Annotated in this window: 18 protein-coding genes; 7 read left to right on the top strand and 11 right to left on the bottom strand. The window is 69.2% G+C overall.

Annotation, left to right across the window (positions count from 1 at the left end):
• Positions 1-20: 20 nt before the first annotated feature.
• From mltB to RTA_RS12905, 4 genes are read right to left on the bottom strand one after another with little or no spacing between them, the layout of a single operon-like run.
• Positions 21-1085: a lytic murein transglycosylase B gene (gene mltB / locus RTA_RS12920; protein ID WP_041675526.1), complete on the bottom strand. Its 1065-nt coding sequence runs from the start codon at positions 1083-1085 to the stop codon at positions 21-23.
• Positions 1085-3097, bottom strand: coding sequence for a transglutaminase TgpA family protein (locus RTA_RS12915; protein WP_041676401.1), 2013 nt, complete (start codon positions 3095-3097; stop codon positions 1085-1087). Before RTA_RS12915 ends, mltB begins: the two co-directional genes overlap by 1 nt.
• Before the next feature lie 17 nt (positions 3098-3114).
• Positions 3115-4167 (bottom strand): DUF58 domain-containing protein, encoded by a 1053-nt coding sequence (locus RTA_RS12910; RefSeq protein ID WP_041676400.1) that lies wholly within the window; start codon positions 4165-4167, stop codon positions 3115-3117.
• A 2-nt stretch (positions 4168-4169) separates the two neighbouring features.
• Positions 4170-5090 (bottom strand): AAA family ATPase, encoded by a 921-nt coding sequence (locus tag RTA_RS12905; RefSeq protein ID WP_041675524.1) that lies wholly within the window; start codon positions 5088-5090, stop codon positions 4170-4172.
• A gap of 39 nt (positions 5091-5129) precedes the next feature.
• Here RTA_RS12905 and RTA_RS12900 point away from each other — a divergent pair, with 39 nt between their 5' ends.
• The 6 genes from RTA_RS12900 to RTA_RS12875 all read left to right on the top strand — a co-directional run bounded on the left by RTA_RS12900 (position 5130) and on the right by RTA_RS12875 (position 12064).
• Positions 5130-6089 (top strand): histone deacetylase family protein, encoded by a 960-nt coding sequence (locus tag RTA_RS12900; protein ID WP_041675522.1) that lies wholly within the window; start codon positions 5130-5132, stop codon positions 6087-6089.
• A complete protein-coding gene (locus RTA_RS12895) occupies positions 6089-7378 on the top strand; it encodes a mechanosensitive ion channel family protein (RefSeq protein WP_013901850.1) in 1290 nt (429 codons plus the stop codon). Before RTA_RS12900 ends, RTA_RS12895 begins: the two co-directional genes overlap by 1 nt.
• Before the next feature lie 198 nt (positions 7379-7576).
• Positions 7577-8326 (top strand): electron transfer flavoprotein subunit beta/FixA family protein, encoded by a 750-nt coding sequence (locus RTA_RS12890; RefSeq protein ID WP_013901849.1) that lies wholly within the window; start codon positions 7577-7579, stop codon positions 8324-8326.
• Positions 8327-9259, top strand: a complete 933-nt coding sequence (locus tag RTA_RS12885) for an electron transfer flavoprotein subunit alpha/FixB family protein (protein ID WP_013901848.1) — start codon at positions 8327-8329, stop codon at positions 9257-9259.
• A gap of 46 nt (positions 9260-9305) precedes the next feature.
• Complete coding sequence (locus RTA_RS12880; RefSeq protein ID WP_013901847.1) at positions 9306-11096, top strand: acyl-CoA dehydrogenase; 1791 nt, start codon at positions 9306-9308, stop codon at positions 11094-11096.
• An 8-nt stretch (positions 11097-11104) separates the two neighbouring features.
• On the top strand, positions 11105-12064 hold the full coding sequence (locus tag RTA_RS12875) for an NAD(P)H-dependent flavin oxidoreductase (protein WP_013901846.1): 960 nt from the start codon (positions 11105-11107) through the stop codon (positions 12062-12064).
• Between the two features lie 651 nt (positions 12065-12715).
• Here the strand turns inward: RTA_RS12875 and RTA_RS12870 are convergent.
• The 4 genes from RTA_RS12870 to RTA_RS12855 form a co-directional block, all read right to left on the bottom strand.
• Positions 12716-13756 (bottom strand): cytochrome d ubiquinol oxidase subunit II, encoded by a 1041-nt coding sequence (locus RTA_RS12870; RefSeq protein ID WP_438865672.1) that lies wholly within the window; start codon positions 13754-13756, stop codon positions 12716-12718.
• A gap of 25 nt (positions 13757-13781) precedes the next feature.
• On the bottom strand, positions 13782-15209 hold the full coding sequence (locus RTA_RS12865; protein ID WP_013901844.1) for a cytochrome ubiquinol oxidase subunit I: 1428 nt from the start codon (positions 15207-15209) through the stop codon (positions 13782-13784).
• Positions 15210-15212: 3 nt separating this feature from the next.
• Positions 15213-15791, bottom strand: coding sequence for a GbsR/MarR family transcriptional regulator (locus tag RTA_RS12860; protein WP_013901843.1), 579 nt, complete (start codon positions 15789-15791; stop codon positions 15213-15215).
• Positions 15792-15859: 68 nt separating this feature from the next.
• Positions 15860-17041, bottom strand: a complete 1182-nt coding sequence (locus RTA_RS12855; RefSeq protein WP_013901842.1) for an adenylate/guanylate cyclase domain-containing protein — start codon at positions 17039-17041, stop codon at positions 15860-15862.
• Positions 17042-17162: 121 nt separating this feature from the next.
• On the opposite strand from RTA_RS12855, the gene RTA_RS12850 reads away from it, so the two are divergent.
• Positions 17163-18242 carry a PA0069 family radical SAM protein gene (locus tag RTA_RS12850; RefSeq protein ID WP_013901841.1) on the top strand — a complete coding sequence of 360 codons (1080 nt, stop codon included), beginning with the start codon at positions 17163-17165 and terminating at the stop codon, positions 18240-18242.
• Positions 18243-18255: 13 nt separating this feature from the next.
• Here RTA_RS12850 and RTA_RS12845 read toward each other — a convergent pair whose 3' ends face one another.
• The 3 genes from RTA_RS12845 to dnaK all read right to left on the bottom strand — a co-directional run bounded on the left by RTA_RS12845 (position 18256) and on the right by dnaK (position 22139).
• Positions 18256-18828, bottom strand: a complete 573-nt coding sequence (locus RTA_RS12845; RefSeq protein WP_013901840.1) for a phosphoethanolamine transferase domain-containing protein — start codon at positions 18826-18828, stop codon at positions 18256-18258.
• Positions 18829-18938: 110 nt separating this feature from the next.
• Positions 18939-20084, bottom strand: a complete 1146-nt coding sequence (gene dnaJ, locus RTA_RS12840; protein WP_041676396.1) for a molecular chaperone DnaJ — start codon at positions 20082-20084, stop codon at positions 18939-18941.
• A gap of 96 nt (positions 20085-20180) precedes the next feature.
• On the bottom strand, positions 20181-22139 hold the full coding sequence (gene dnaK / locus RTA_RS12835) for a molecular chaperone DnaK (protein ID WP_013901838.1): 1959 nt from the start codon (positions 22137-22139) through the stop codon (positions 20181-20183).
• Positions 22140-22219: the final 80 nt, after the last annotated feature.

The following is a 22219-nucleotide window of genomic DNA, read 5'->3' as shown; positions in this document are numbered from 1 at the left end:
CGGCAATCAGTGTTCCTGCTTCAGCGCTGCCGTGCCTGCTTCACTTCACGCCCCAGCTCGATCACCGCCATGGCGTAATTGCTGGACTGGTTGTAGCGGGTGATGACGTAGAAGTTCTCGGTGCCGGCCACGTAGCTGGAAGGCGCGTCGCCGTTCTGCAGCTCGACCAGGGCCAGCGGGCCCGCATGCTCCAGCGCCTCGCCGTCCAGCAGCGCGCCCCTGCCGGTGAAGTCGAACACGCTGAAGGTGGGCAGGATGTCGGGCGCCAGCAGGGCCGCAAGGTCCTCCGGCGCGGCGTCCAGCTGCACCGGGTAGTGCGTGGGCATGCCGGTGTGCCAGCCGTGGCCCTTGAAGTAGCTGGCCACCGAGCCGATGGCGTCGGCCGCGCTGCCGACGATGTCGACCTTGCCGTCGGCATCGAAGTCGACGGCCCAGCGTACTTGGCTGCTGGGCATGAACTGCGGCATGCCCATGGCGCCGGCGTAGCTGCCCAGCGGCTGCAGCGGGTCCTGCTCGCGGCGGTTCTGCATCGACAGAAACTGCTCCAGCTCGCCGCGGAAGTAGGCGATGCGATCGGCCGCGCGCGGATGCTCGGGCGGGTGGTTGAAGGCCAGGGTGGCCAGCGCGTCGATCACGCGGAAGTCGCCCATCTGCTGCCCGTAGATGGTCTCGACGCCGATGATGCCGACGATGATCTCGGCCGGCACGCCGTATTCCTGCTCGGCGCGCGTGAGCGCCTCGCCGTGCTCTTGCCAGAAGCGCACGCCGGCGGCGATGCGCACGGGGTCGATGAAGCGGCCGCGGTAGGCGGCCCAGTTCCTGCGCGTGCCGGGCGGGCTGGGCTGCATCAGCCGCTGCACCACGCCCAGCTGCTGGGCCTGGCCGATGGCGCGGCGCGTCCACTCAACGTCCAGGCCGCGGCGTTCGGCCACCTCGTCGGCGAAGCGCATCGCGTCCTCACGGCCCGCGTAAGGAATGCCCTGGCGCGCCGGGGCCTTGCGCTGCGGGGGTTTTTGCGCCTCGGCACGCGGGGGGTGGGCGGCGGCTGTGATCAGGAAGAAGGCGAGAAGGAAGAGGCGGAGCATCAGGTGGGCCAGGCGAGTCGTTGCAGGTCGCGCTGCAGCGCGGCCAGGCTGGCGCGCTGCACGCGTGCGTAGCGTTGCGCTTCCAGCTGGAGCAGCCAGTCTGCCAAGCCGCGGCCCTGCGGCCCGAAACGCGCGGTAACCTGCGTTGCCATGTGGCGGGGACCGCAGCTGGCGGGAAGCTGCAGGCCGGCCTGGTCTTCCAGGCGCTTGCGCACCCGGGCCAGCAGCCGCAGCCAGGGGTCGTGCTGGCTGCGCTCCCACCAGGCCCAGGCCGCGCCCAGGGACGCGCCGGCCACCAGCAGCGCGATCAGCAACAGGCCCAAGTCCTCCCAGCTGGGCGAGGCGAAGCCCAGGTTCTTCAGCAGGTTCAGCTGTTTGCTCTGGGTGTAGTTCAGCACCCACTGGTTCCAACGGTTGTTCATGGCCTCCCAGGCGGCGCGCAGGTTCAGGGCCAGGCCGGGGTTCACGTTGGCGATCGCTTCGGCGAAGATGCCGCGCGGCGCCTGCAGGCGCTGGAAGGCGCCGACGCGCCCGGGCGCGACGGCGGAGGTCGGGTCCACCCGGATCCAGCCGCGGCCGGCCAGCCACACCTCGGTCCAGGCGTGGGCATCGGACTGGCGCACCACCCAGTAGTCGTCGATGCCGTTCACCTCCCCGCCCTGGTAGCCGGTGACGATGCGTGCCGGGATGTCCATGGCGCGCATCAGCACCGCGAAGGCCGAGGCGATGTGCTCGCAAAAACCGGCCTTGCGGTCGAACCAGAACTCGTCGGCCGTGTGCTCGCCGTAAACCCCGGGCTCCAGGGTGTAGGTATAGCCGCCGGTGCGCAGCCGGTTCAGGGCGGCACTGACCAGGGCCGCCTTGTCCTCGGGCGGCGCCTTGCTCTCGCGCATCAGGTCGGTGGCCAGCTGCAGCGTGCGTGGATTGAAGCCGGGCGGCAGCTCGCGGTAGTCCGGCGGCAGCGCCGCCGCGCTGCCGGGCGGGCCATGGCGGTATTGCGGATGGCTCTCGGCGCTGTAGCGCAGCAGGTCGGTGACCGGCCGGTTCAGCACCCACTGCAGCTCGCCGGTGGCGAAGACCTCGAAGCCGGGCACCGCGGGCGGCTGGGCCGCGGCGTCCAGGACCAGCAGCCAGGGGCGGCTGCTCGGCTCCAGCGTCACCTGGTAGCGCACCGGCGCGCCGAACACCTGCAGCTGGCCCGGGCCCTGGCGCACGGTGGGCGGCCGCTGGCCCAGGCGGGGGTAGAGCGGCCGCCACTGCCGGCCGTCGAAGCTGGAGAGCACCGGTCCGCGGAAGTACAGGTCGGCCTGGGGCGGCGGCGCGCCTTCGAAGCGCACCCGCATGGCGATGCTGTCGTCCAGCGCCAGGCTGGCGACGTTGCCCACTTCCATGCTGGCCGACAGGCCGCTGCGGCCCGTCATGGCGTCGCCGGGGATGCCCCACAGCGGCGCGAAGCGCGGGAACAGCACGAACAGCACGGCCATGATGGGCGCGCCCAGCAGCGCCATCCGGCCGGCGGTGCGCGCCGCCACCCGCAGCGGCGGCCGGCCCACCGGCATGTGGGCGTTGACCAGCGCCGTCAGCAGCCCGAGCAGCGCCACCAGCATGGCGGCGGCGGTGGCCAGCGACTGCGAGAAGAAGAAGTTGGTGAGCATCGTGAAGAAGCTCAGGAAGAAAATGACGAAGGCGTCGCGCCGCGCGCGCAGCTCCAGCGTCTTGAGCGCCAGCAGCACCACGATCATGGTGACGCCCGCGTCGCGCCCCAGCAGGGTGCGGTGCGTGAACAGGGTGGCGGCGACAGTGGCTGCGAGCAGGCCCAGCAGCCACCACTTGCCCGGCAGCGCCGCGCCGGCCAGCGCCAGCCGCGCCCGCCACAGCAGCACGCCCACGGCCAGCAGGCTGCACCACAGCGGCAGGTTGCCGGCCTGCGGCAGCACCACCCAGGCGATCACCACCAGCAGGAACAGCGTGTCGCGGCTGTCGCGCGGCAGCGCGGACAGCCGGGTCGCCATGGAGCTGCGCAGCGCGGTCAGCACAGCGCCAAGGCCTCCAGGCAGCGGCGCTTGTGCGCCTCGCCGCTGCCCGGGCGCAGCTCCAGCCCGGGCAGGCGCAGGCCGAAATCCACCCCCAGCTTGTCGGCCTGCAGCACCCAGGCCGCCAGGCGGGACAGGCGCTGCTCCTTGTCGGCGATGCCGGCCTGCGCGTGGTCCAGCCACAGCTCGTGGCGCTGGGCCTGCTGCGCGTCGCGGCTGACCAGCTCGTCAGCCTTGGCGACTTTCTTCCAGACCACCGTCTTGAGCGCGTCGCCGCGGCGGTAGGCGCGCACGCCGTCGAACTCTCCGGTGCTCTGCGGACGGCCCGCGCCGCCCGCGCCCGCGCGGGGCTCGCCCGGCGGCAGCGGCGGCGGAAAGGCTTCCGGCGTGGGATAGATCAGCACCTGCGCGGCCGGCCGCCACACGGTCCAGACCCGGAAAGTGCCGAGCGGAAAGCGGGTCTCGGCCGTGAGCACCGGCAGCCGGTGCAGGCCGCGGCGCTCCGGCCGGAAAGCCACCTCGACACGGCTGCTGCCCTGCGCCGGCACGTCGGTCCACACCCATCCCGCGCTGCGCCGGCCGGCCTGCGTGTCGTCCAGAACCGCCAGTCCGATGGCGTAGCGCACCGAGGCGCGCTCGTTGGTCAGCACCACGCCGAAGGCGGCCGCGGCGCCGGCGAACTGGGGGCTGGGCGGCGCCAGGCTCAGCGTCAGGCCGCGCAGCGTGGCATGGCACAGGTGCATGCCCACCAGGGCGCTGCCGGCCAGCAGGAAGGTGAGCAGGTAGCCCAGGTTGAGCTGGTAGTTGATGGAGGCGACCAGCAGCACCAGCAGAGTGGCGCCCAGCATCCAGCCGGCGCGCGTCGGCAGGATGTAGACATTGCGCTGCGTCAGCGTCATCGTGTCGGCCAGCGGCAGCCTGGCCTGCCACCACTGGCGGAAGCGCCGGCGGACGAACGCGAACGGATCGAGCACGGGCGTCCGCGCCGGACGGGCCGCCGCCTCGCGCGCGGCGGACCCGGCGATCGGCTCGGGGTGGGCGGATGCCAGGCTCATGGCAAGGGTACTGCGTCCAGCATGGCGCGCACCTGCTCCACCGGCCCGCGGCCGGCGTCGCCTACCGGCACCAGGCGGTGCGCGACGGTCTGCGGCAGGATGGATTGCACGTCGTCGGGCGCCACGTAGTCACGCCCGCTCAGCAGGGCCTGCGCCTTGGCCGCCCGCACCACCGCGATGGCGGCGCGCGGCGACAGGCCCTGCAGGAACCAGCGGCCCGAGCGGGTGGCAGCCACCAGGTCCTGCACGTAATTGAGCAGGGGGTCGGCGGTGTGCACGGCCAGCACCTGCTGCTGCAGCGCCTCCAGCGTCGCCGGGGTCAGCGTGCCGGGCAGCGACTCCACCATGTCACGCCGGTCCCGGCCGCGCAGCAGCTCGCGCTCGGCGGCGCGGTCCGGGTAGCCCAGCGAGATGCGCATCAGGAAGCGGTCCAGCTGCGACTCGGGCAGGGCGAAGGTGCCCAGCTGGTCCTGCGGGTTCTGGGTGGCGATGACGAAGAAGGGCGAGGGCAGGGCCCGCGTCGCGCCTTCGATGGTGACCTGTTTCTCCTCCATCGCCTCCAGCAGCGCGCTTTGCGTCTTGGGGCTGGCGCGGTTGATCTCGTCGGCCAGCAGCACCTGGGCGAACACCGGGCCCGGGTGGAACACGAAGGCTTCCTTGCCGCGCTCGTAGATGGAGACGCCGGACAGGTCGCTGGGCATCAGGTCGGCGGTGAACTGCACGCGCGAGAACTGCAGGCCGAACGAGCGCGCCAGGGCATGGGCCAGGGTGGTCTTGCCCACCCCCGGGACGTCCTCGATCAGCAGGTGGCCGCCGGCCAACAGGCAGGCCACGCAGTCGCGCACCTGCGCGGCCTTGCCGACGATCACCGTGTTAAGCTGGGCCAGGAGCGCCGCGAGTTGTTGTTGTGCTTGCATAAGGGCGTGACGTTATCCGATTTCGATTGCCCCAGAACGATGAGCGTGCCCAAAACCGGGTATTTCACCCACCCTGATTGCCATCGGCACGACATGGGACCCGGCCACCCCGAATGCCCCGAGCGGCTGGACGCGATCGACGACCGGCTGCTGGCGACCGGGGTGGCCGACGCGCTGGAGCGGCGCGAGGCGCCGGCCGCCTCGGTGGCCGACATCGAACTGGCCCACGACAGGATGCACGTGGCCGCCATCCGCGGCCTGGGCCTGGAGCTGGCCGAGCAGATCGAGGCCGGCGGCCCGCCGTACGCGCAGATCGATCCCGACACGGCCATGAACCCGCACACCTGGGGCGCCAGCCTGCGCGCCGCCGGCGCCGCGCTGGCCGCGGTCGACGCCGTGATGGCCGGCGAGCTGGAGAACGCCTTCTGCGCGGTGCGGCCGCCGGGCCACCATGCCTGCCGCGACCGCGCCATGGGCTTTTGCTTCTTCAACAACGTGGCGATCGCCGCGCGCTATGCGCTGGAGCGGCACCGCCTGCAGCGCGTTGCCGTGGTCGACTTCGACGTGCACCACGGCAACGGCACCGAGGACATCCTGGCGGGCGACCCGCGCGTGCTCATGGTGGGCTTCTTCCAGCATCCCTTCTATCCCTACAGCGGCGACACGCCGCGCGCAGCCAACATGCTCAACCTGCCCGTGCCCGCCTACACCCGTGGCATGGAGATCCGCGAAATGATCGAGGATGCGTGGATCCCCCGGCTGGAGGCCTTCAAGCCCCAGATGGTGTTCATCAGCGCGGGCTTCGACGCGCACCGCGAGGACGACCTGGGCCAGCTCGGGCTGACCGAGAACGACTACGGCTGGATCACCTGGCGGGTGCGCGAGGTGGCGCGCCGGCATGCCCGGGGGCGCATCGTCTCCGCGCTGGAGGGGGGTTACAACCTCGACGCACTGGGCCGCAGCGTGGAAGCGCACGTGCGCGCGCTGGCGGACCTGTGATGGGCAAGCTCGAGGCCCTGGTCCGCGAGTTGGGCCACCCGGACATGGCCTGGGAGATCACCGTGCTGCTGGGCTGCGTGGCGGCCGCCTACGGCATCTGCTGGCTGGCCGGCCGGCGCAGGGGCAACGATTCGGTCTGGTTCGGCCGCTTCTACTTCGACGGCCTGCTGTTCCCCGTGCTCGCGCTGGCGCTGACCTACGGCGCCATCTTCCTGCTGTCGCCCTTCCGCAGCGTGGTGGTGTTCATGGTGGCCGTGCCGGTGCTGGTGTCGCTGGCGGGCATCCGCTTCGTGGCGCGCGTGCTCACCGTGGTGTTCCCGAGCTCCGGGGCAGCGCGGCTGGTGGAGCGGGTGTTCTCCTGGCTGGCCTGGATCGCCGCCGTGCTGTGGATCGTGGGCCTGCTGCCGGAGGTCAAGGCGCAGCTGGACGCGGTCCGCTTCACCTTCGGCAAGTCGCGCATCAGCGTGCTCAACATCATCGAGGGCGTGCTGTCGGGCGGGGCGGTGCTGATGCTGGCCCTGTGGATCTCGGCCGCGCTCGAGAAGAAGGTGCTGCGCCAGGCGGTGCACGACCTGTCGCTGCGCAAGGTGGCGGCCAACGCGATCCGCGCGCTGCTGCTGTTCGTCGGCCTGCTGTTCGCGCTGTCGGCCGTGGGCGTGGACCTGACGGCGCTGTCGGTGCTGGGCGGCGCCCTGGGCGTGGGCCTGGGCTTCGGCCTGCAGAAGCTGGCGTCCAACTACGTCAGCGGCTTCGTGATCCTGTTCGAGCGCTCGCTGCGCATCGGCGACACGGTGCGGGTGGACGGCTTCGAGGGCCAGGTGCTGGACATCAAGACGCGCTACACGCTGATCCGCGCCGCCAACGGCCGCGAGTCCATCGTGCCCAACGAGAAGCTGATCACCGAGCGCATCGAGAACCTGTCGCTGGCCGATCCCAAGGTGCTGGTGACCACCGAGGTGGCGGTGGGCTACGACAGCGACGTGGCCCAGGTGCAGCGCATCCTGGTCGAGGCGGCGCTGGGCGTGGAACGGGTGCTGAAGGACCCGGCGCCCGCTGCGCGGCTGGCCAAGTTCGGAGCCGACGGGCTGGAGTTCAGCCTGCTGTTCTGGATCAACGACCCGGCCAACGGCCAGCTCAACGTCCGCTCGGAGATCAACCTGCGCATCCTCCAGGGCCTGCGCGAGGCGGGGGTCGACATTCCGTTCCCGCAACGGGTGGTGCGCGTGCTGCCGCAGCCCGGCGGCGCTGCATCCTCCGCGCCGGCTTCCCCGGCATCGGCCGCAGGCTGAGTTGCAGCGGCGAAATGTCGCGTGCCGGACGCGGTCCGGGTCCGCCGGTTCCTATAATCGAACGGTCGTTCTTTTTTTGCCGAGCTCCCTGCGGGGCGCCCGGCGCTGCCGGCGGCCGCCCCGCGGCCGACGCATAGAATTCCAGTTTACGTAAACGTCAATTCCCACCCTTATTCGCATTCTTTAGGAGCGCCCAGCATGAAGGTCCTGGTACCGGTCAAGCGCGTGGTGGACTACAACGTGAAGGTCCGGGTCAAGTCGGACAACACCGGTGTGGACATCGCCAACGTCAAGATGAGCATGAACCCCTTTGACGAGATCGCCGTCGAGGAGGCGGTGCGGCTGAAGGAGAAGGGCGCGGCCACCGAGGTGATCGCCGTCTCCTGCGGCCCGGCCCAGTGCCAGGAGACGCTGCGCACGGCCATGGCCATCGGCGCCGACCGCGCCATCCTGGTGCAGACCGAGGAGGAACTGCAGCCGCTGGCCGTGGCCAAGATCCTGAAGGCGCTGGTGGACAAGGAGCAGCCCGGCCTGGTGATCCTGGGCAAGCAGGCCATCGACGACGACTGCAACCAGACCGGCCAGATGCTGGCCGCCCTGGCCGACCTGCCGCAGGCCACCTTCGCCAGCAAGGTCGAGGTCGCCGATGGCAAGGCCACGGTGACGCGCGAGGTCGACGGCGGCCTGGAGACGCTGTCGGTGTCGCTGCCGGCCGTGGTCACGACCGACCTGCGCCTGAACGAGCCGCGCTACGTGACCCTGCCCAACATCATGAAGGCCAAGAAGAAGCCGCTGGAGACCGTCAAGCCCGAGGACCTGGGCGTGGACGTGAAGCCGCGCCTCAAGACCCTGAAGGTCACCGAGCCGCCCAAGCGCTCGGCCGGCATCAAGGTGCCGGACGTGGCGACGCTGGTCAACAAACTCAAGAACGAAGCCAAGGTGATCTGAATGGCAGCTCTCGTCATCGCTGAACACGACAACGCCTCCATCAAGGGCGCCACGCTCAACACCGTCACCGCGGCCAAGGCCTGTGGCGGCGAGGTGCATGTGCTGGTGGCCGGCCAGGACGCCGGGGCGGCCGCCCGGGCCGCGGCCCAGATCGCCGGCGTGAGCAAGGTGATCCACGCCGACGGCGCGCAGTTCGCGCACGGGCTGGCCGAGAACCTCGCAGCCCAGGTGCTGGCCATCGCGGGCAACTACAGCCACATCCTGTTCCCGGCCACCGCCAGCGGCAAGAACACCGCCCCGCGCGTGGCTGCCAAGCTGGACGTGGGCCAGGTCTCCGACATCACCAAGGTCGACAGCCCGGACACCTTCGAGCGTCCCATCTACGCCGGCAACGCCATCGCCACCGTGCAGAGCCAGGACAAGGTCAAGGTGATCACCGTGCGCACCACCGGCTTCGACGCCGCGCCGGCGACCGGCGGCAGCGCGCCGGTGGAGACGGCGCAGGCCGTGGGCGACAGCGGCAAGAGCCGCTTCGTCGGCCAGGAGATCGCCAAAAGCGACCGGCCCGAGCTGACGGCGGCCAAGGTCATCGTCTCCGGTGGCCGGGCCCTGGGCTCGGCCGAGAAGTTCAACGAGGTGATGACGCCGCTGGCGGACAAGCTGGGCGCCGCCCTGGGCGCCAGCCGAGCCGCGGTGGACGCCGGCTACGCGCCCAACGACTGGCAGGTCGGCCAGACCGGCAAGATCGTGGCGCCCCAGCTGTACGTGGCCGCGGGCATCTCCGGCGCCATCCAGCACCTGGCGGGCATGAAGGATTCCAAGGTGATCGTGGCGATCAACAAGGACCCGGAAGCCCCCATCTTCTCGGTGGCCGACTACGGGCTGGAGGCCGACCTGTTCCAGGCCGTGCCCGAGCTTGTGAAAGCCCTGTGACCCTGCTCCCTCCCCCAGCGGGGAAGGAGCAAAACGGAGACACGCCATGACCTATCGAGCTCCCGTCAAAGACATGCTGTTCGACATCCGTCACCTGGCGGGCATCGACCAGATCGCCAGGATCCCCGGCTTCGAGGAAGCGGGCTTCGACACGGCCCAGGCCGTGCTGGAGGAGTGCGCCAGGTTCAACGAGGAGGTGGTCGCGCCCTTGAACTGGACCGGCGACCAGCAGCCCTCGCGCCTACGCGGTGGCGAGGTCCTCACCACGCCCGGCTTCAGGGAGGCTTACCGCCAGTACGCCGAGGGCGGCTGGCAGGGGCTGCAGCATCCCACCGAGTTCGGCGGCCAGGGCCTGCCCAAGACCATAGGCGCGGCCTGCGGCGAGATGCTGAACTCGGCCAACCTCAGCTTCGCGCTGTGCCCGCTGCTGACCGACGGCGCGATCGAGGCGCTGCTGACGGCCGGCTCGGACGAGCTCAAGGCCACCTACCTGCACAGGCTGGTCAGCGGCGAGTGGACCGGCACCATGAACCTGACCGAGCCGCAGGCCGGCAGCGACCTGGCGCTGGTGCGCACCCGCGCCGAGCCCCGGCCGGACGGCGCCTACAGAATCTTCGGCACCAAGATCTACATCACCTACGGCGAGCACGACATGGCGGACAACATCGTCCACCTGGTGCTGGCGCGGGTGCAGGGCGCGCCCGAGGGCGTCAAGGGCATCAGCCTGTTCGTGGTGCCCAAGTTCATGGTGGACAAGGACGGCTCGCTGGGCGCGCGCAACGACGTGCATTGCGTGAGCATCGAGCACAAGCTGGGCATCAAGGCCTCGCCGACGGCGGTCCTGCAGTACGGCGACAAGGGCGGCGCTGTCGGCTACCTGGTGGGCCAGGAGAACCGCGGCCTGGAGTACATGTTCATCATGATGAACGCGGCCCGCTACGCGGTGGGCGTGCAGGGCATCGCGGTGGCCGAGCGGGCCTACCAGAAGGCCGTGGCCTATGCGCGCGAGCGGGTGCAGTCGCGGCCGGTGGACGGCTCCCTGGCCGGCAGCGCGCCCATCATCCACCACCCCGACGTCAAGCGCATGCTGATGACCATGCGCGCCTACACCGAGGGCTGCCGCGCCATGGCGGCGGTGGCGGCGGCCGCCTACGACGCGGCCCACCACCACCCCGACGGCGAGGTGCGCAAACAGAACCAGGCCTTCTACGAGTTCATGGTGCCCCTGGTCAAGGGCTACAGCACCGAGATGAGCCTGGAAGTCACCTCGCTGGGCGTGCAGGTGCACGGCGGCATGGGTTTCATCGAGGAGACCGGCGCCGCGCAGTACTACCGCGACGCCAAGATCCTGACCATCTACGAAGGCACGACCGCGATCCAGGCCAACGACCTGGTGGGCCGCAAGACCGCGCGCGACGGTGGCCAGACTGCACGCGCCATCGCTGCGCAGATCGAGAAGACCGAAGGCGAGCTGGCCCGGCAGGGCAGCGTGGCCGCCAAGGCGGTGCACAAGCGCCTGGCGGCCGCGCGTCGGGCCTTCCTGGACGTGGTGGACTTCGTGGCCGGCCAGACCAAGGCCGCGCCCAACGCGGTGTTCGCCGGTTCGGTGCCCTACCTGATGCTGGCCGGCAACCTGGTGGCCGGCTGGCAGCTGGCGCGCTCGCTGCTGGCGGCCGAGCAGCTGGCCGGGCAGGGCGAGGACTTGGACTTCATGAAGGCCAAGGTGGCGACCGCCCGCTTCTACGCCGACCACATCCTGGCCAAGGCGCCCGGCATCCGCGACAGCATCGTCGAAGGCGCCGACAGCGTGACGGCGATGGCGCTGGAAGCGTTTTGAGGACCACCATGTCCAAGCTGCCCGCGACGCTGCAGAACCTGCCGCTGCCCATCATCGGCTCGCCGCTGTTCATCATCAGCAACCCCAAGCTGGTGATCGAGCAGTGCAAGGCTGGCATCGTCGGCGCCATGCCGGCGCTCAACGCGCGGCCGGCCTCGCAGCTGGACGAGTGGCTGCACGAGATCACGGAGGCGCTGGCGGCCCACGACCGCGCCCACCCGGAGCGGCCCGCGGCTCCGTTCGCCATCAACCAGATCGTGCACAAGAGCAATGACCGGCTCGAGCACGACATGGAGATGGCGGTGAAGTGGAAAGTGCCGGTGATCATCACCAGCCTGGGCGCGCGCACCGACGTGAACGACGCGATCCACGGCTACGGCGGCGTGGTGCTGCACGACATCATCAACAACACGTTCGCGCGCAAGGCGATCGAGAAGGGCGCCGACGGGCTGGTCGCGGTGGCGGCCGGCGCCGGGGGCCACGCGGGCGTCAAGAGCCCGTTCGCCCTGGTCCAAGAGATCCGCCAGTGGTTCGACGGACCGGTGGCGCTGTCCGGCGCCATCGCCACCGGCGGCGCGGTGCTGGCGGCGCAGGCCATGGGCGCCGATTTCGCCTACATAGGCTCGGCCTTCATCGCCACGCACGAGGCCCGCGCCTCGGACGCCTACAAGCAGGCCATCGTCGACGGCAGCAGCGACGACATCGTCTACTCCAACCTGTTCACCGGCGTGCACGGCAACTACCTCAAGCCGTCCATCCGCGCGGCCGGCCTGGACCCGGACAACCTGCCCGAGAGCGATCCGACCAAGATGAACTTCGGCGGCGGCGAGGGCAGCAAGTCCAAGGCCTGGAAGGACATCTGGGGCTGCGGCCAGGGCATAGGCGCCGTGACGGGGGTGACCAGCACCGCCGAGCTGGTGGCCCGGCTGGCGCGCGAGTACCGAGAGACGAAGGCGCGTTTGCTCTGACCTGCTTCCTCTTTTTCTAGCGCAGTAGGCAAGGCATAGGTCCGCGCGGCGCGGCAGGCGGTGCCCGGCCGGGGCTCATACTGTGGCGGTCCGTGCTGGCGCACGGACTTCGCGGGCCGTTCTCTTCGGCCTGGGGCCGCGGCATAACTCACTGCGCGCCCCGAAGGGCGCTGCGTTCAGACAGATGCCGCGAGTCAGATCACGAGGCGCGCCGCACCGGCGGCGCGCAGCCCCAGGCCGAAGAGCCGTCCCGCCGCCCCAGAAATCGCCCCGGCCGGGCACCGCCTGCCGCGCTGAGGCGTTACTTCTCAAAACCGCAGCGCGCCAACCTGGTCTCTGGGCGCCAGGCGCTCCCCGGCGGGGGCGATTTCTGGGGCGGCTGCGATGGACTGGGCCTGGGCTTGTGCACGCCGCCAGTGCGGCGTGCTTCGTCCTCATGCCCACCGCATCTGTCTGAACGGAGCGCCCTTCAAGGCGCGTAGTGAGTTATGCGGTGCAAGCCCAGGCCCGGTACAGCGCAGCGAAGTGCGTGCGCCAGCACGCACCGACACAGTATGAGCCCCTGGCGGGGAGCGCCTGGCGCCCTGCGCGGCGGTACCTGTGCTGGCCGCCTTTGATGCCAGGCAACGCCAGTTGAGGGCGGCGGGCCTGCTAGTACTCCTTGCCACCCACCAGCGGCGTTTTCTGCGCCGGCCCCATGTAACTCAGCGGCGTGGCGCGACCCCAGAACACCCGGTACATGAAGATGGTGTAGGCGATGATGGCCGGCAGCGTGACGGCAACGCCGACGAAGATCACCACCAGCGACTCGTGCGCGCTGGCCGCCTGCCACACGGTGAGCTTGTCGATCACGATGTAGGGGTAGATGCTGTACGCCAGGCCCAGGAAGGCCAGGACGAAGATCAGCACCGTGCTGGCGAACACCACCCAGCCGTAGCCGGCCGCCACCACCTGGGGTTTGCCGATCACGTGGAAAGCGGCGAAGAAGGCCGCTGCGCAGGCCACGGGTATAGGCAGCAGGCCCAGGAACTGCGGCATGGCGAACCACTTGTCGAACACCGTGCTGCTCACCAGCGGCGTGGCCAGCGAGATGCCCACCAGCGCCACGCCCATGGGCCAGAGCACCTTGCGGGCCCACGCCACCGCCTTTCGTTGCAGCTCGTCCCCGGTCTTCATGATCAGCCAGCCCGCGCCCAGCATGGCGTAGGCCGTGGGCAGGGTCAGGGCGATGCCGGCGGCGAACAGCAGCGACCAGCGGCCGGTGTCGAAGCCGGTGAGCCAGGCGCCCAGCATCCAGCCCTGGGCCATGGCCGCCATCAGCGAGCCCAGGGCGAAGAAGGCGTTCCACATGCCCTTGCGCGCGGCCCGGGCCTTGACCCGGAAATCGAAGGAGACGCCGCGCAGGATCAGGCCGATCAGCATCACGGCCACCGGCAGGTACAGCGCCGTCAGCACCAGCCCGTGCGCCTTGGGGAAGGCCACCAGCAGCACGCCGATGCCCAGCACCAGCCAGGTCTCGTTGGCGTCCCAGAACGGGCCGATGCTGGAGACCATGACGTCCTTCTCGTCGTCGGTGGCGAAAGGCAGCAGGATGCCCACGCCCAGGTCGTAGCCGTCCAGCACCACGTAGGCCAACAGCGACAGGCCCATCACCGCCATGAAGACCAGGGGCAGGAAGGTGGTCCAGTTCATCTCCATCTCGGATGCTCCTCGCGTGTCAGGCCGGGCCGCCGACGGGCTCGGCAGCCTTGGGCGCCTGCGGCGCCTCCGGCGTGGGCATGGCCGGGTGCTGGGCCATGTACATCAGGACCAGGATATAGGCCACCAGCAGGAAGGCGTACACCGCCAGGTAGCCGATCAGGGTGGCCAGCACCATGCCGGGCGCATGCGGCGCGACCACGTCCGCGGTGCGCAGCAGGCCGTAGACGATGTAGGGCTGTCGGCCGATCTCGGTGACGTACCAGCCGGCCAGCGTGGCCACCCAGCCGGAGAAGGTCATGCCGGCCAGCAGGCGCAGCTGCCAGCGCGAGAAGGGCACCGTCTTGACGGGCGCCGAGGGCCGACCCTGCTCGGCGGGCTGTTCCCGCCGCGCCTGCCGGCGCCGCCGCCACAGGGTGAAGGCCGCCCACCAGGACACCCCTAGCATCAGCACGCCCATCCCCACCATCACGCGGAAGCTCCAGAACACCGGTGCCACTGGCGGGTGCTCGCCGGGGAACTGGTCCAGCCCCTTGAGCTCGGCGTTGATGTCGTGCGCCAGGATCAGGCTGGCGAGCTTGGGGATCTTGACGGCGTAATGCGTGACGCCTTCCTTCTCGTTGGGCAGGCCGAACAGCGTCAGGCCGGCGCTCTTCTCGGTTTCCCACAGGCCCTCGATCGCTGCGATCTTGGCCGGCTGGTGCTCCAGCGTGTTCAGCCCGTGCATGTCGCCGGCCAGCATCTGCAGCGGGATGGCCACGGCCGCCGCGATCACGCCGGCACGCAAGGCCTTGTGGGTGCCGGCGTTGTCGGTCTTGCGCAGGATCTGCCAGGCCGACAGGCCGGCGATCAGGAAGGCCGCGGTCAAGGTCGAGGCCAGCAGCTTGTGCGTGAGCCGGTAGGGGAAGGAGGGGTTGAAGACGATGGCCCACCAGCTCTCGGCGTGCATCACGCCGTCGATGACCTTGTAGCCGGCCGGCGTCTGCATCCAGGAGTTCAGGCTCAGGATCCAGAAGGCCGACAAGGTGGTGCCCAGGGCCACCATCAGCGTGGCGAACAGGTGCACCCGGTCCGACACCCGGCCGCGGCCGAACAGCATGATCCCCAGGAAGGTGGCTTCCAGGAAGAAGGCCGTGAGCACCTCGTAACCCAGCAGCGGCCCGGCGATGTTGCCGGCCCTTTCCATGTAGCCCGGCCAGTTGGTGCCGAACTGGAAGCTCATGGTGATGCCTGACACCACGCCCAGCGCGAAGCTGAGCGCGAACACCTTGGTCCACAGGTAGTACGACTCTTCCCACGCCTGCTTGTCGGCGGCGCTGGTCGCGCCGCTGTGCCGCAGCCGGAAGTACACCAGGAACCAGCACAGGGCGATGTTGATGGTGGGAAACAGGATGTGGAAGCTGATGTTCGCCGCGAACTGGATGCGCGACAGCAGCAGGGCGTCCATGGGTCAGTTCTCCTTGGTTTTGCCGGGGCCACGCCCCGTCATGCGGTCCTTGAACTCCAGGACCTTGGTCACGGTGGCGCCCATGCCCATCAGCTGCAGGGCGGTCTCGGGCGCCAGTTTCTGCACGTCGTCGAACCAGGTGGTCAGCCGCTCGATCAGCTCGTGCATCTGGCGCATGCGCTGCTGGGCGTGCCGGTCGGCTTCGCTGGCCGGCTCGCTCAGCAGCGCCATGCGCAGCATCGACAGGGTGGGTTCGATTTCACGGCGCCGGCGTTCCTCGGCCAGCACGCGGAAGATCTCCCACACGTCCGAGGGCGCCTCGAAGTACTCGCGGCGGTCGCCCGGCAGGTGCTTGAGCCGCACCAAGCGCCAGGACTGCAGCTCCTTCAGGCCCATGCTCACATTGGAGCGCGAGAACTCCAGCGTCTCGGCGATCTCGTCGGCGTTCAGCGGCCGCGGCGAGATGAAGATCAGCGCATAGATCTGGCCGACCGTGCGGTTGATGCCCCAGCGGCTGCCCATCTCGCCGAAATGGGCCACGAACTCGCGGCTGAGGGGAGGAAGGCGGTCTTGCAGCGACATGGCTGCATTATGCCAATCCCTATTGCAACTTCAGTAATTTCTGAAAATTCAGCAGAACGTGTAGGGGTTCACTGGAGCCGGTCGCTGCGCACGCCGCCCGGGCGCAGTTCGCCCAGATCGGTGGGGGCGAACCAGTTGGCGTTCATAGGCACCTCCATGTCCAGCGCGCCGGGCTGTGTGGGCGCGAAGAACGCCTGGGCCTCGCCCAGCACGGCATGGGCACGCACCGGCTGGGCGAAGCCCTTGGCCGCGATGGGCGGCTGCTCCAGCGCCTCGATGGCGCCGCTCACCAGCTGCCAGGTCGAGTGCGAGATCAGCACGCTGCCGGGCGCCGCGGCCTTTTCCAGCCGGGCCGCCAGGTTCACCTCGGGCCCGATGATGGTGTAGTCCATGCGGCGGTCGCTGCCGAAGTTGCCGACGTCGCAGTAACCGGTGTTGATGCCGCAGCGGATCTGGAAAGCCTTGCGGTTGCCCATGGCCTGCCATTGGCGGCACAGCCGATCCATGCGGCGCTGCATGGCCAGCGCCATCCGCACGCATTGCAACGCGTCCTCTTTCGGCCCCCGGCTGTGCGGGTCGCCGAAGAAGACCATCATCGCGTCGCCGATGAACTTGTCCAGCGTGCCGCCGTACTCGTCCACCACCTTGGACATCTCGGAGAAGTAGCTGTTGAGCATGAAGCGCACGTCCTCCGGCTCCCAGCGGGCGGTGGCGACGGTGAAGTCCTTGATGTCCGAAAAGAACACCGTGAGCTTCTTGCGCTGGGCCCGGATCTCGGCCTGCTGGGAACCATCCAGCAGCGACTGCACCACCTGCGGCGCCAGGTAGCGGCCCAGCTGGGCCGACAGCGCTTCGAGCTGCCGCGCGTTGACGCTGCGCTCCAGGTGCGACTTGGTGCGGGCCAGCAGGACCGGCGGGCTGATCGGCTTGGTGATGTAGTCCACCGCGCCCAGGTCCAGGCCGAGCTGCTCCTGCGGGACGCTGGTCAGCGCCGTCAGGAAGATCACGGGGATGCCCGCGCTGCACGGGTCGGCCTTGAGGCGGCGCAGCACCTCGTAGCCGTCCATGTCGGGCATCAGGATGTCCAGCAATATGAGGTCGGGCGGCTGCGCCGAGCGGGCGATTTGCAGTGCCTGGAGGCCACCGGAGGCCGTCACCACCTCGTAGCTGTCCGCCAGCAGCGCACTCATGAGGTAAAGGTTGTCATCCGAATCATCGACGATGAGGATGCGGGCGGGACTTTTCGACATGGATCCTCCGTAACCAGCCATCACACCACTCCTGGAGCTGTTCAGGTTATGTGATACGCCCGCCGTGCTTAGGCGGATGTCCTAACCCGCCACTTTCTCGTCTTACTGTATATTCATACAGATGACGGAAGTCCATGTCCCCCTCGAAGCCGTGCGCGGCCGCGGCGCTGCCACCCGCCTGGCCCACCGCTTCGAGCGCGACCGGCGCCAGGCCTTCGATGACGGCTGGGGCACGCTGGAAGCGCAGGACGGGGGACCGCCTCCCACCGAAGTGATCTGGGAAGACGCACGCAGCGTCCTCACCACGAACGATTCACCCGACGTGTACTTCGACCGGGGCATCAATCCCTACCGGGGCTGCGAGCACGGCTGCATCTACTGCTACGCACGGCCCACGCACAGCTACCTCAACCTGTCTCCCGGCCTGGACTTCGAAACCAGGATCATCGCCAAGCGCAATATCGCCCCGGTGCTGCGGTCGGAGCTGGGCCGCAAGGCCTACCGCCCGGAGATGGTGGCCATCGGCACGGCTACCGACTGCTACCAGCCGGTCGAGCGCGAGCTGCGGCTCACGCGCGCCGTCATCGAGCTGATGCACGAGACCTCGCACCCGTTCTCCCTGGTGACCAAGTCCAGCGGCGTGGAACGCGACCTGGACCTGATCGTCCCGATGGCGCAGCGCCGCCTGGCCGCCGTGTACGTCACGATCACCACGCTGGACCCGCAGCTGGCCCGCCGGCTCGAGCCGCGCGCCGCCGCCCCGCATCGGCGGCTGCGGATCCTGCGCACCCTGGCCGAACACGGCGTGCCCTGCGGGGTGAGCCTGGCGCCTCAGATTCCCTTCCTCAACGAAGACATGGAGCAGGTGCTGGAAGCGGCCTGGGAGGCCGGCGCGCGCAGCGCGTTCTATCACGTGCTGCGCCTGCCCTGGGAGGTCAGCCCGCTGTTCCGCCAGTGGCTGGAGCTGCATTACCCGCAGCGGGCGGCGCGGGTGATGGCGCGCATCCACGACATGCGCGGCGGCAAGGACTACGACAGCGATTTCGCCTCGCGCATGAAGGGCAGGGGCCCGTGGGCCGAGCTGATCGGCCAGCGTTTCCGCCGCGCGGCGGACCGCCTGGGGTTCAACCGCGAACGCCCCGGCTTCGACACCACCCGGTTCCAGCCGCCTGCCTTGCACGGGCAAGGCAGGCTGTTCTGATCGCCGTGGGCGGTCAGAGGGGCCGGACGGCCAGCAGGAAGGCTATGCCGGCCAGCACGCAGGCGCCGGTGACCATGCCCGTGATGTTGGCCGCCAGCTGGGTCGGACCCGGCAGCCGGCGCAGCTGCTTCTGCCATACCCACAGCAACGGCAGCAGCGCCAGCACCACCAGCAGGGTGGGCGCCTGCCAGCTCAGCAGAGATGTCCACTCGGGCAACAGGGCGCTCGCGCCCTTGCCCATGAGCTGCCCGTTGACCGGCAGCGACTGGGTCCAGATGCCGCAGGCCAGCGTGGCGGCCAGCAGCACCATCAGCGAGGCGACGGGCTTGAGGGTGCGGCGCCAGCCGAACAGGCTGAGGAAGGTGCCGACGGCGGCCGCCACCAGGGTGCCGGTCGCCATGGCCCAGGACAGGCCGGTGCCGGTGGCCAGGGCGCGCCAGAGCGCCACGTTGCAGGCGAACCCGACCCAGGCACTGACGGCCAGGATCATCCATCCCGGGTGCAGGGCCATCCGCGTCTCGCCCGGCGCCAGGATGGACTCGTAACCGGTCGAACGGAACAGTTTGAGCGAGGGGTTGCGCAGCATGCTCTCTCTCCTGCCCGCATTGTTACCGGCCGCACCGGAGGGGACAAGCCTGCAGCCCCGGTTGGGCCGCAGGAAGTCCGGGCGTTCAACCTAAACGCGACGCCGCTTCGCTAGGTGCTGAAAAATCCGCGAAGTTTGTCCGACCAGCTCTCCTCGCCGGGCGAATGCCTGGGGCCGCCCTTCTTGAGCGACTCGTCCAGCTCCTTGAGCAGCTTGCGCTGGTGCTCGGACAGCTTGACCGGCACCTCCACGCTGATGTGGCAGTAAAGGTCGCCGGGGTAGCTGGAACGCACGCCCTTGATCCCTTTGCCGCGCAGCCGGAACTGCTTGCCGTTCTGCGTGCCCTCGGGGATGTCGATCGCGGCCTTGCCGGCCAGGGTCGGCACCTCGATCTCGCCGCCCAGCGCCGCCCGGGTGATGCTGATCGGCACCACGCAGTGCAGGTCGTCCCCGTCCCGCTCGAAGATCTCGTGCTTCTTGAGACGGATCTCGATGTACAGGTCGCCCGGCGGGCCGCCGTTGTGGCCCGGCTCGCCGTTGCCGGCGCTGCGGATGCGCATGCCGTCGTCGATGCCGGCCGGGATCTTCACCTCCAGCGTCTTCTGCTTCTTGACCTTGCCCTGCCCGCTGCAGTTGGGGCAGGGCTCGGGGATGATGCGTCCGGCCCCGCGGCATTGCGGGCAGGTCTGCTGCACGGAGAAGAAGCCCTGGCGCATTTGCATCACGCCCGCGCCGTTGCACGAGCCGCAGGTCTTGGCCTGGGTGCCCGGCCGCGCCCCGCTGCCGTGGCACACGTCGCACGACTCCCAGGTCGGGATGCGGATCTGCGCTTCCTTGCCGCTGGCGGCCTCCTCCAGGGTGATCTCCATCGCATAGGACAGGTCGCTGCCGCGAAACACCTGGCGCCCGCCGCGGGCGCCGCCGCGCTGCTGGCCGAAGATGTCGCCGAAGATGTCGCCGAACGCCTCGGCGAAGCCGCCGAAGCCTTCCTGGCCCGGGCCGCCGCCGCCGCGCATGTTGGGGTCCACGCCGGCATGGCCGTACTGGTCGTAGGCGGAGCGCTTGTCGCCGTCCGACAGCATCTCGTAGGCTTCCTTGGCCTCCTTGAACTTGACCTCTGCGTCCTTGGCGGCGTCACCCTGGTTGCGGTCGGGGTGGTACTTCATCGCCAGCTTGCGATAAGCCTTCTTGATCTCGTCCTCGGATGCGTTCTTGGGCACGCCCAGCACGTCGTAGTAATCGCGTTTCGTGGCCATCAATAGTCCAGTTGCTCAGTCAAAACGCCGCGTTGACGTCTCCCCCTGAGGGTAGCGTCGAACGCGGCGGTCTGGTGCGGCGCATCGCCTGCGCGGTCAGCCTTTCTTGACTTCCTTCACTTCGGCGTCGACGACGTTGTCGTCGTCCTGCCGTGCGGAGGACGCCGCCGACGGCCCGCCCGCCGCTTCGGGGCCGGCGCCGGCGCCCGCCGCCTGCGCCGCCTGGGCGGCCTGCATGTCGGCGTACATCTTCTCGCCCAGCTTCTGGCTGGCCGTCATCAGGGCGTTGGTCTTCTCGTCGATCTGCGCCTTGTCCTCGCCCTTGAGCGCCTGCTCGACGTCCTTGAGCGCCGCCTCGATCTTCTCCTTCTCGCCGGCCTCCAGCTTGTCGCCGTACTCGCCCAGGCTCTTGCGCACGCTGTGCATCAGGGCCTCGCCCTGGTTGCGCGCCTGCACCAGCTCCAGCTTCTTCTTGTCCTCGGTGGCGTTGAGCTCGGCGTCCTTCACCATCTTCTGGATCTCGTCCTCCGACAGGCCCGAGTTCGCCTTGATGGTGATCTTGTTCTCCTTGCCCGTGCCCTTGTCTCGGGCGCCCACGTGCAGGATGCCGTTGGCGTCGATGTCGAAGCTCACCTCGATCTGGGGCAGGCCGCGCGGGGCCGGCGGGATGCCTTCCAGGTTGAACTCGCCCAGCAGCTTGTTGCCGCTGGCGATCTCACGCTCGCCCTGGAACACCTTGATGGTCACGGCCGGCTGGTTGTCGTCGGCGGTGGAGAAGGTCTGGGCGAACTTGGTCGGGATGGTGGTGTTCTTGGCGATCATCTTGGTCATCACGCCGCCCAGGGTCTCGATGCCCAGCGACAGCGGGGTGACGTCCAGCAGCAGCACGTCCTTGCGGTCGCCGCCCAGCACCTGGCCCTGGATGGCCGCGCCCACGGCGACGGCTTCATCGGGGTTGACGTCCTTGCGCGGCTCCTTGCCGAAGAACTCCTTGACCTTCTCCTGCACCTTGGGCATGCGGGTCATGCCGCCCACCAGGATCACGTCGTGGATCTCGCCCACGCTCACGCCCGCGTCCTTGATGGCGGTCCGGCAGGGGGCGATGGTGCGCTCGATCAGCTCGTCGACCAGGCTCTCCAGCTTGGCGCGGGTGAGCTTGATGTTCAGGTGCTTGGGACCGGTGGCATCGGCCGTGATGTACGGCAGGTTGATGTCGGTCTGCGAGCTGTTGGACAGCTCGATCTTGGCCTTTTCGGCGGCTTCCTTCAGGCGCTGCAGGGCCAGCACGTCCTTGGACAGGTCGACGCCTTGCTCCTTCTTGAACTCGCCGATGATGTAGTCGATGATGCGCTGGTCGAAGTCCTCGCCGCCCAGGAAGGTGTCGCCGTTGGTGGACAGCACCTCGAACTGCTTCTCGCCCTCGACGTCGGCGATCTCGATGATCGAGATGTCGAAGGTGCCGCCGCCCAGGTCATAGACGGCGATCTTGCGGTCGCCCTTTTCCTGCTTGTCCAGGCCGAAGGCCAGGGCCGCCGCGGTGGGCTCGTTGATGATGCGCTTGACCTCCAGGCCGGCGATGCGGCCGGCGTCCTTGGTGGCCTGGCGCTGGGCGTCGTTGAAGTAGGCCGGCACCGTGATCACGGCTTCGGTGACGGGCTCGCCCAGGTAATCCTCGGCGGTCTTCTTCATCTTGCGCAGCACTTCGGCGCTGACCTGCGGCGGGGCCAGCTTCTTGCCGCGCACCTCCACCCAGGCGTCGCCGTTGTCGGCGCGGGTGATGGTGTAGGGCATGAGGTGGATGTCCTTCTGGACTTCCTTCTCCTCGAACTTGCGGCCGATCAGGCGCTTGACCGCATACAGGGTGTTGCGCGGATTGGTGACCGCCTGGCGCTTGGCCGAGGCGCCGACCAGGATCTCGCCGTCCTCCTGGTAGGCGACGATGGACGGCGTGGTGCGCGCGCCCTCGCTGTTCTCGATGACTTTGGGGGTGTTGCCCTCCATCACGGCGACGCACGAGTTGGTCGTGCCGAGGTCGATGCCGATGATCTTTCCCATGTGGTTCTCCTATGTCTGCTGGCCTGCGTGGGCCGATTCAAAGCTTGGCGCTAACTTGTGGATAACGGCTGCCGTTTCAA

Origin of the sequence: Ramlibacter tataouinensis TTB310 (genome assembly GCF_000215705.1) — a bacterium.
GTDB classification, from domain to species: domain Bacteria; phylum Pseudomonadota; class Gammaproteobacteria; order Burkholderiales; family Burkholderiaceae_C; genus Ramlibacter; species Ramlibacter tataouinensis.
Note: the sequence above shows the minus strand (reverse complement) of the source record. Positions and strands in the feature narration are given on the sequence as shown.

Bases quoted from the DNA above. Each gene is read 5' to 3' on its own strand.
- RTA_RS12850 (WP_013901841.1), top strand. From the start codon at position 17,163: ATGACGGAAGTCCATGTCCCCCTCGAAGCCGTGCGCGGCCGCGGCGCT.
- RTA_RS12875 (WP_013901846.1), top strand. From the start codon at position 11,105: ATGTCCAAGCTGCCCGCGACGCTGCAGAACCTGCCGCTGCCCATCATC.
- RTA_RS12860 (WP_013901843.1), bottom strand. From the start codon at position 15,791: ATGTCGCTGCAAGACCGCCTTCCTCCCCTCAGCCGCGAGTTCGTGGCC.
- RTA_RS12905 (WP_041675524.1), bottom strand. From the start codon at position 5,090: ATGCAAGCACAACAACAACTCGCGGCGCTCCTGGCCCAGCTTAACACG.
- RTA_RS12845 (WP_013901840.1), bottom strand. From the start codon at position 18,828: ATGCTGCGCAACCCCTCGCTCAAACTGTTCCGTTCGACCGGTTACGAG.
- RTA_RS12885 (WP_013901848.1), top strand. From the start codon at position 8,327: ATGGCAGCTCTCGTCATCGCTGAACACGACAACGCCTCCATCAAGGGC.
- RTA_RS12880 (WP_013901847.1), top strand. From the start codon at position 9,306: ATGACCTATCGAGCTCCCGTCAAAGACATGCTGTTCGACATCCGTCAC.
- RTA_RS12870 (WP_438865672.1), bottom strand. From the start codon at position 13,756: ATGAACTGGACCACCTTCCTGCCCCTGGTCTTCATGGCGGTGATGGGC.
- RTA_RS12895 (WP_013901850.1), top strand. From the start codon at position 6,089: ATGGGCAAGCTCGAGGCCCTGGTCCGCGAGTTGGGCCACCCGGACATG.
- RTA_RS12915 (WP_041676401.1), bottom strand. From the start codon at position 3,097: ATGGCGACCCGGCTGTCCGCGCTGCCGCGCGACAGCCGCGACACGCTG.
- dnaJ (WP_041676396.1), bottom strand. From the start codon at position 20,084: ATGGCCACGAAACGCGATTACTACGACGTGCTGGGCGTGCCCAAGAAC.
- dnaK (WP_013901838.1), bottom strand. From the start codon at position 22,139: ATGGGAAAGATCATCGGCATCGACCTCGGCACGACCAACTCGTGCGTC.
- RTA_RS12865 (WP_013901844.1), bottom strand. From the start codon at position 15,209: ATGGACGCCCTGCTGCTGTCGCGCATCCAGTTCGCGGCGAACATCAGC.
- RTA_RS12855 (WP_013901842.1), bottom strand. From the start codon at position 17,041: ATGTCGAAAAGTCCCGCCCGCATCCTCATCGTCGATGATTCGGATGAC.
- RTA_RS12900 (WP_041675522.1), top strand. From the start codon at position 5,130: ATGAGCGTGCCCAAAACCGGGTATTTCACCCACCCTGATTGCCATCGG.
- RTA_RS12890 (WP_013901849.1), top strand. From the start codon at position 7,577: ATGAAGGTCCTGGTACCGGTCAAGCGCGTGGTGGACTACAACGTGAAG.
- mltB (WP_041675526.1), bottom strand. From the start codon at position 1,085: ATGCTCCGCCTCTTCCTTCTCGCCTTCTTCCTGATCACAGCCGCCGCC.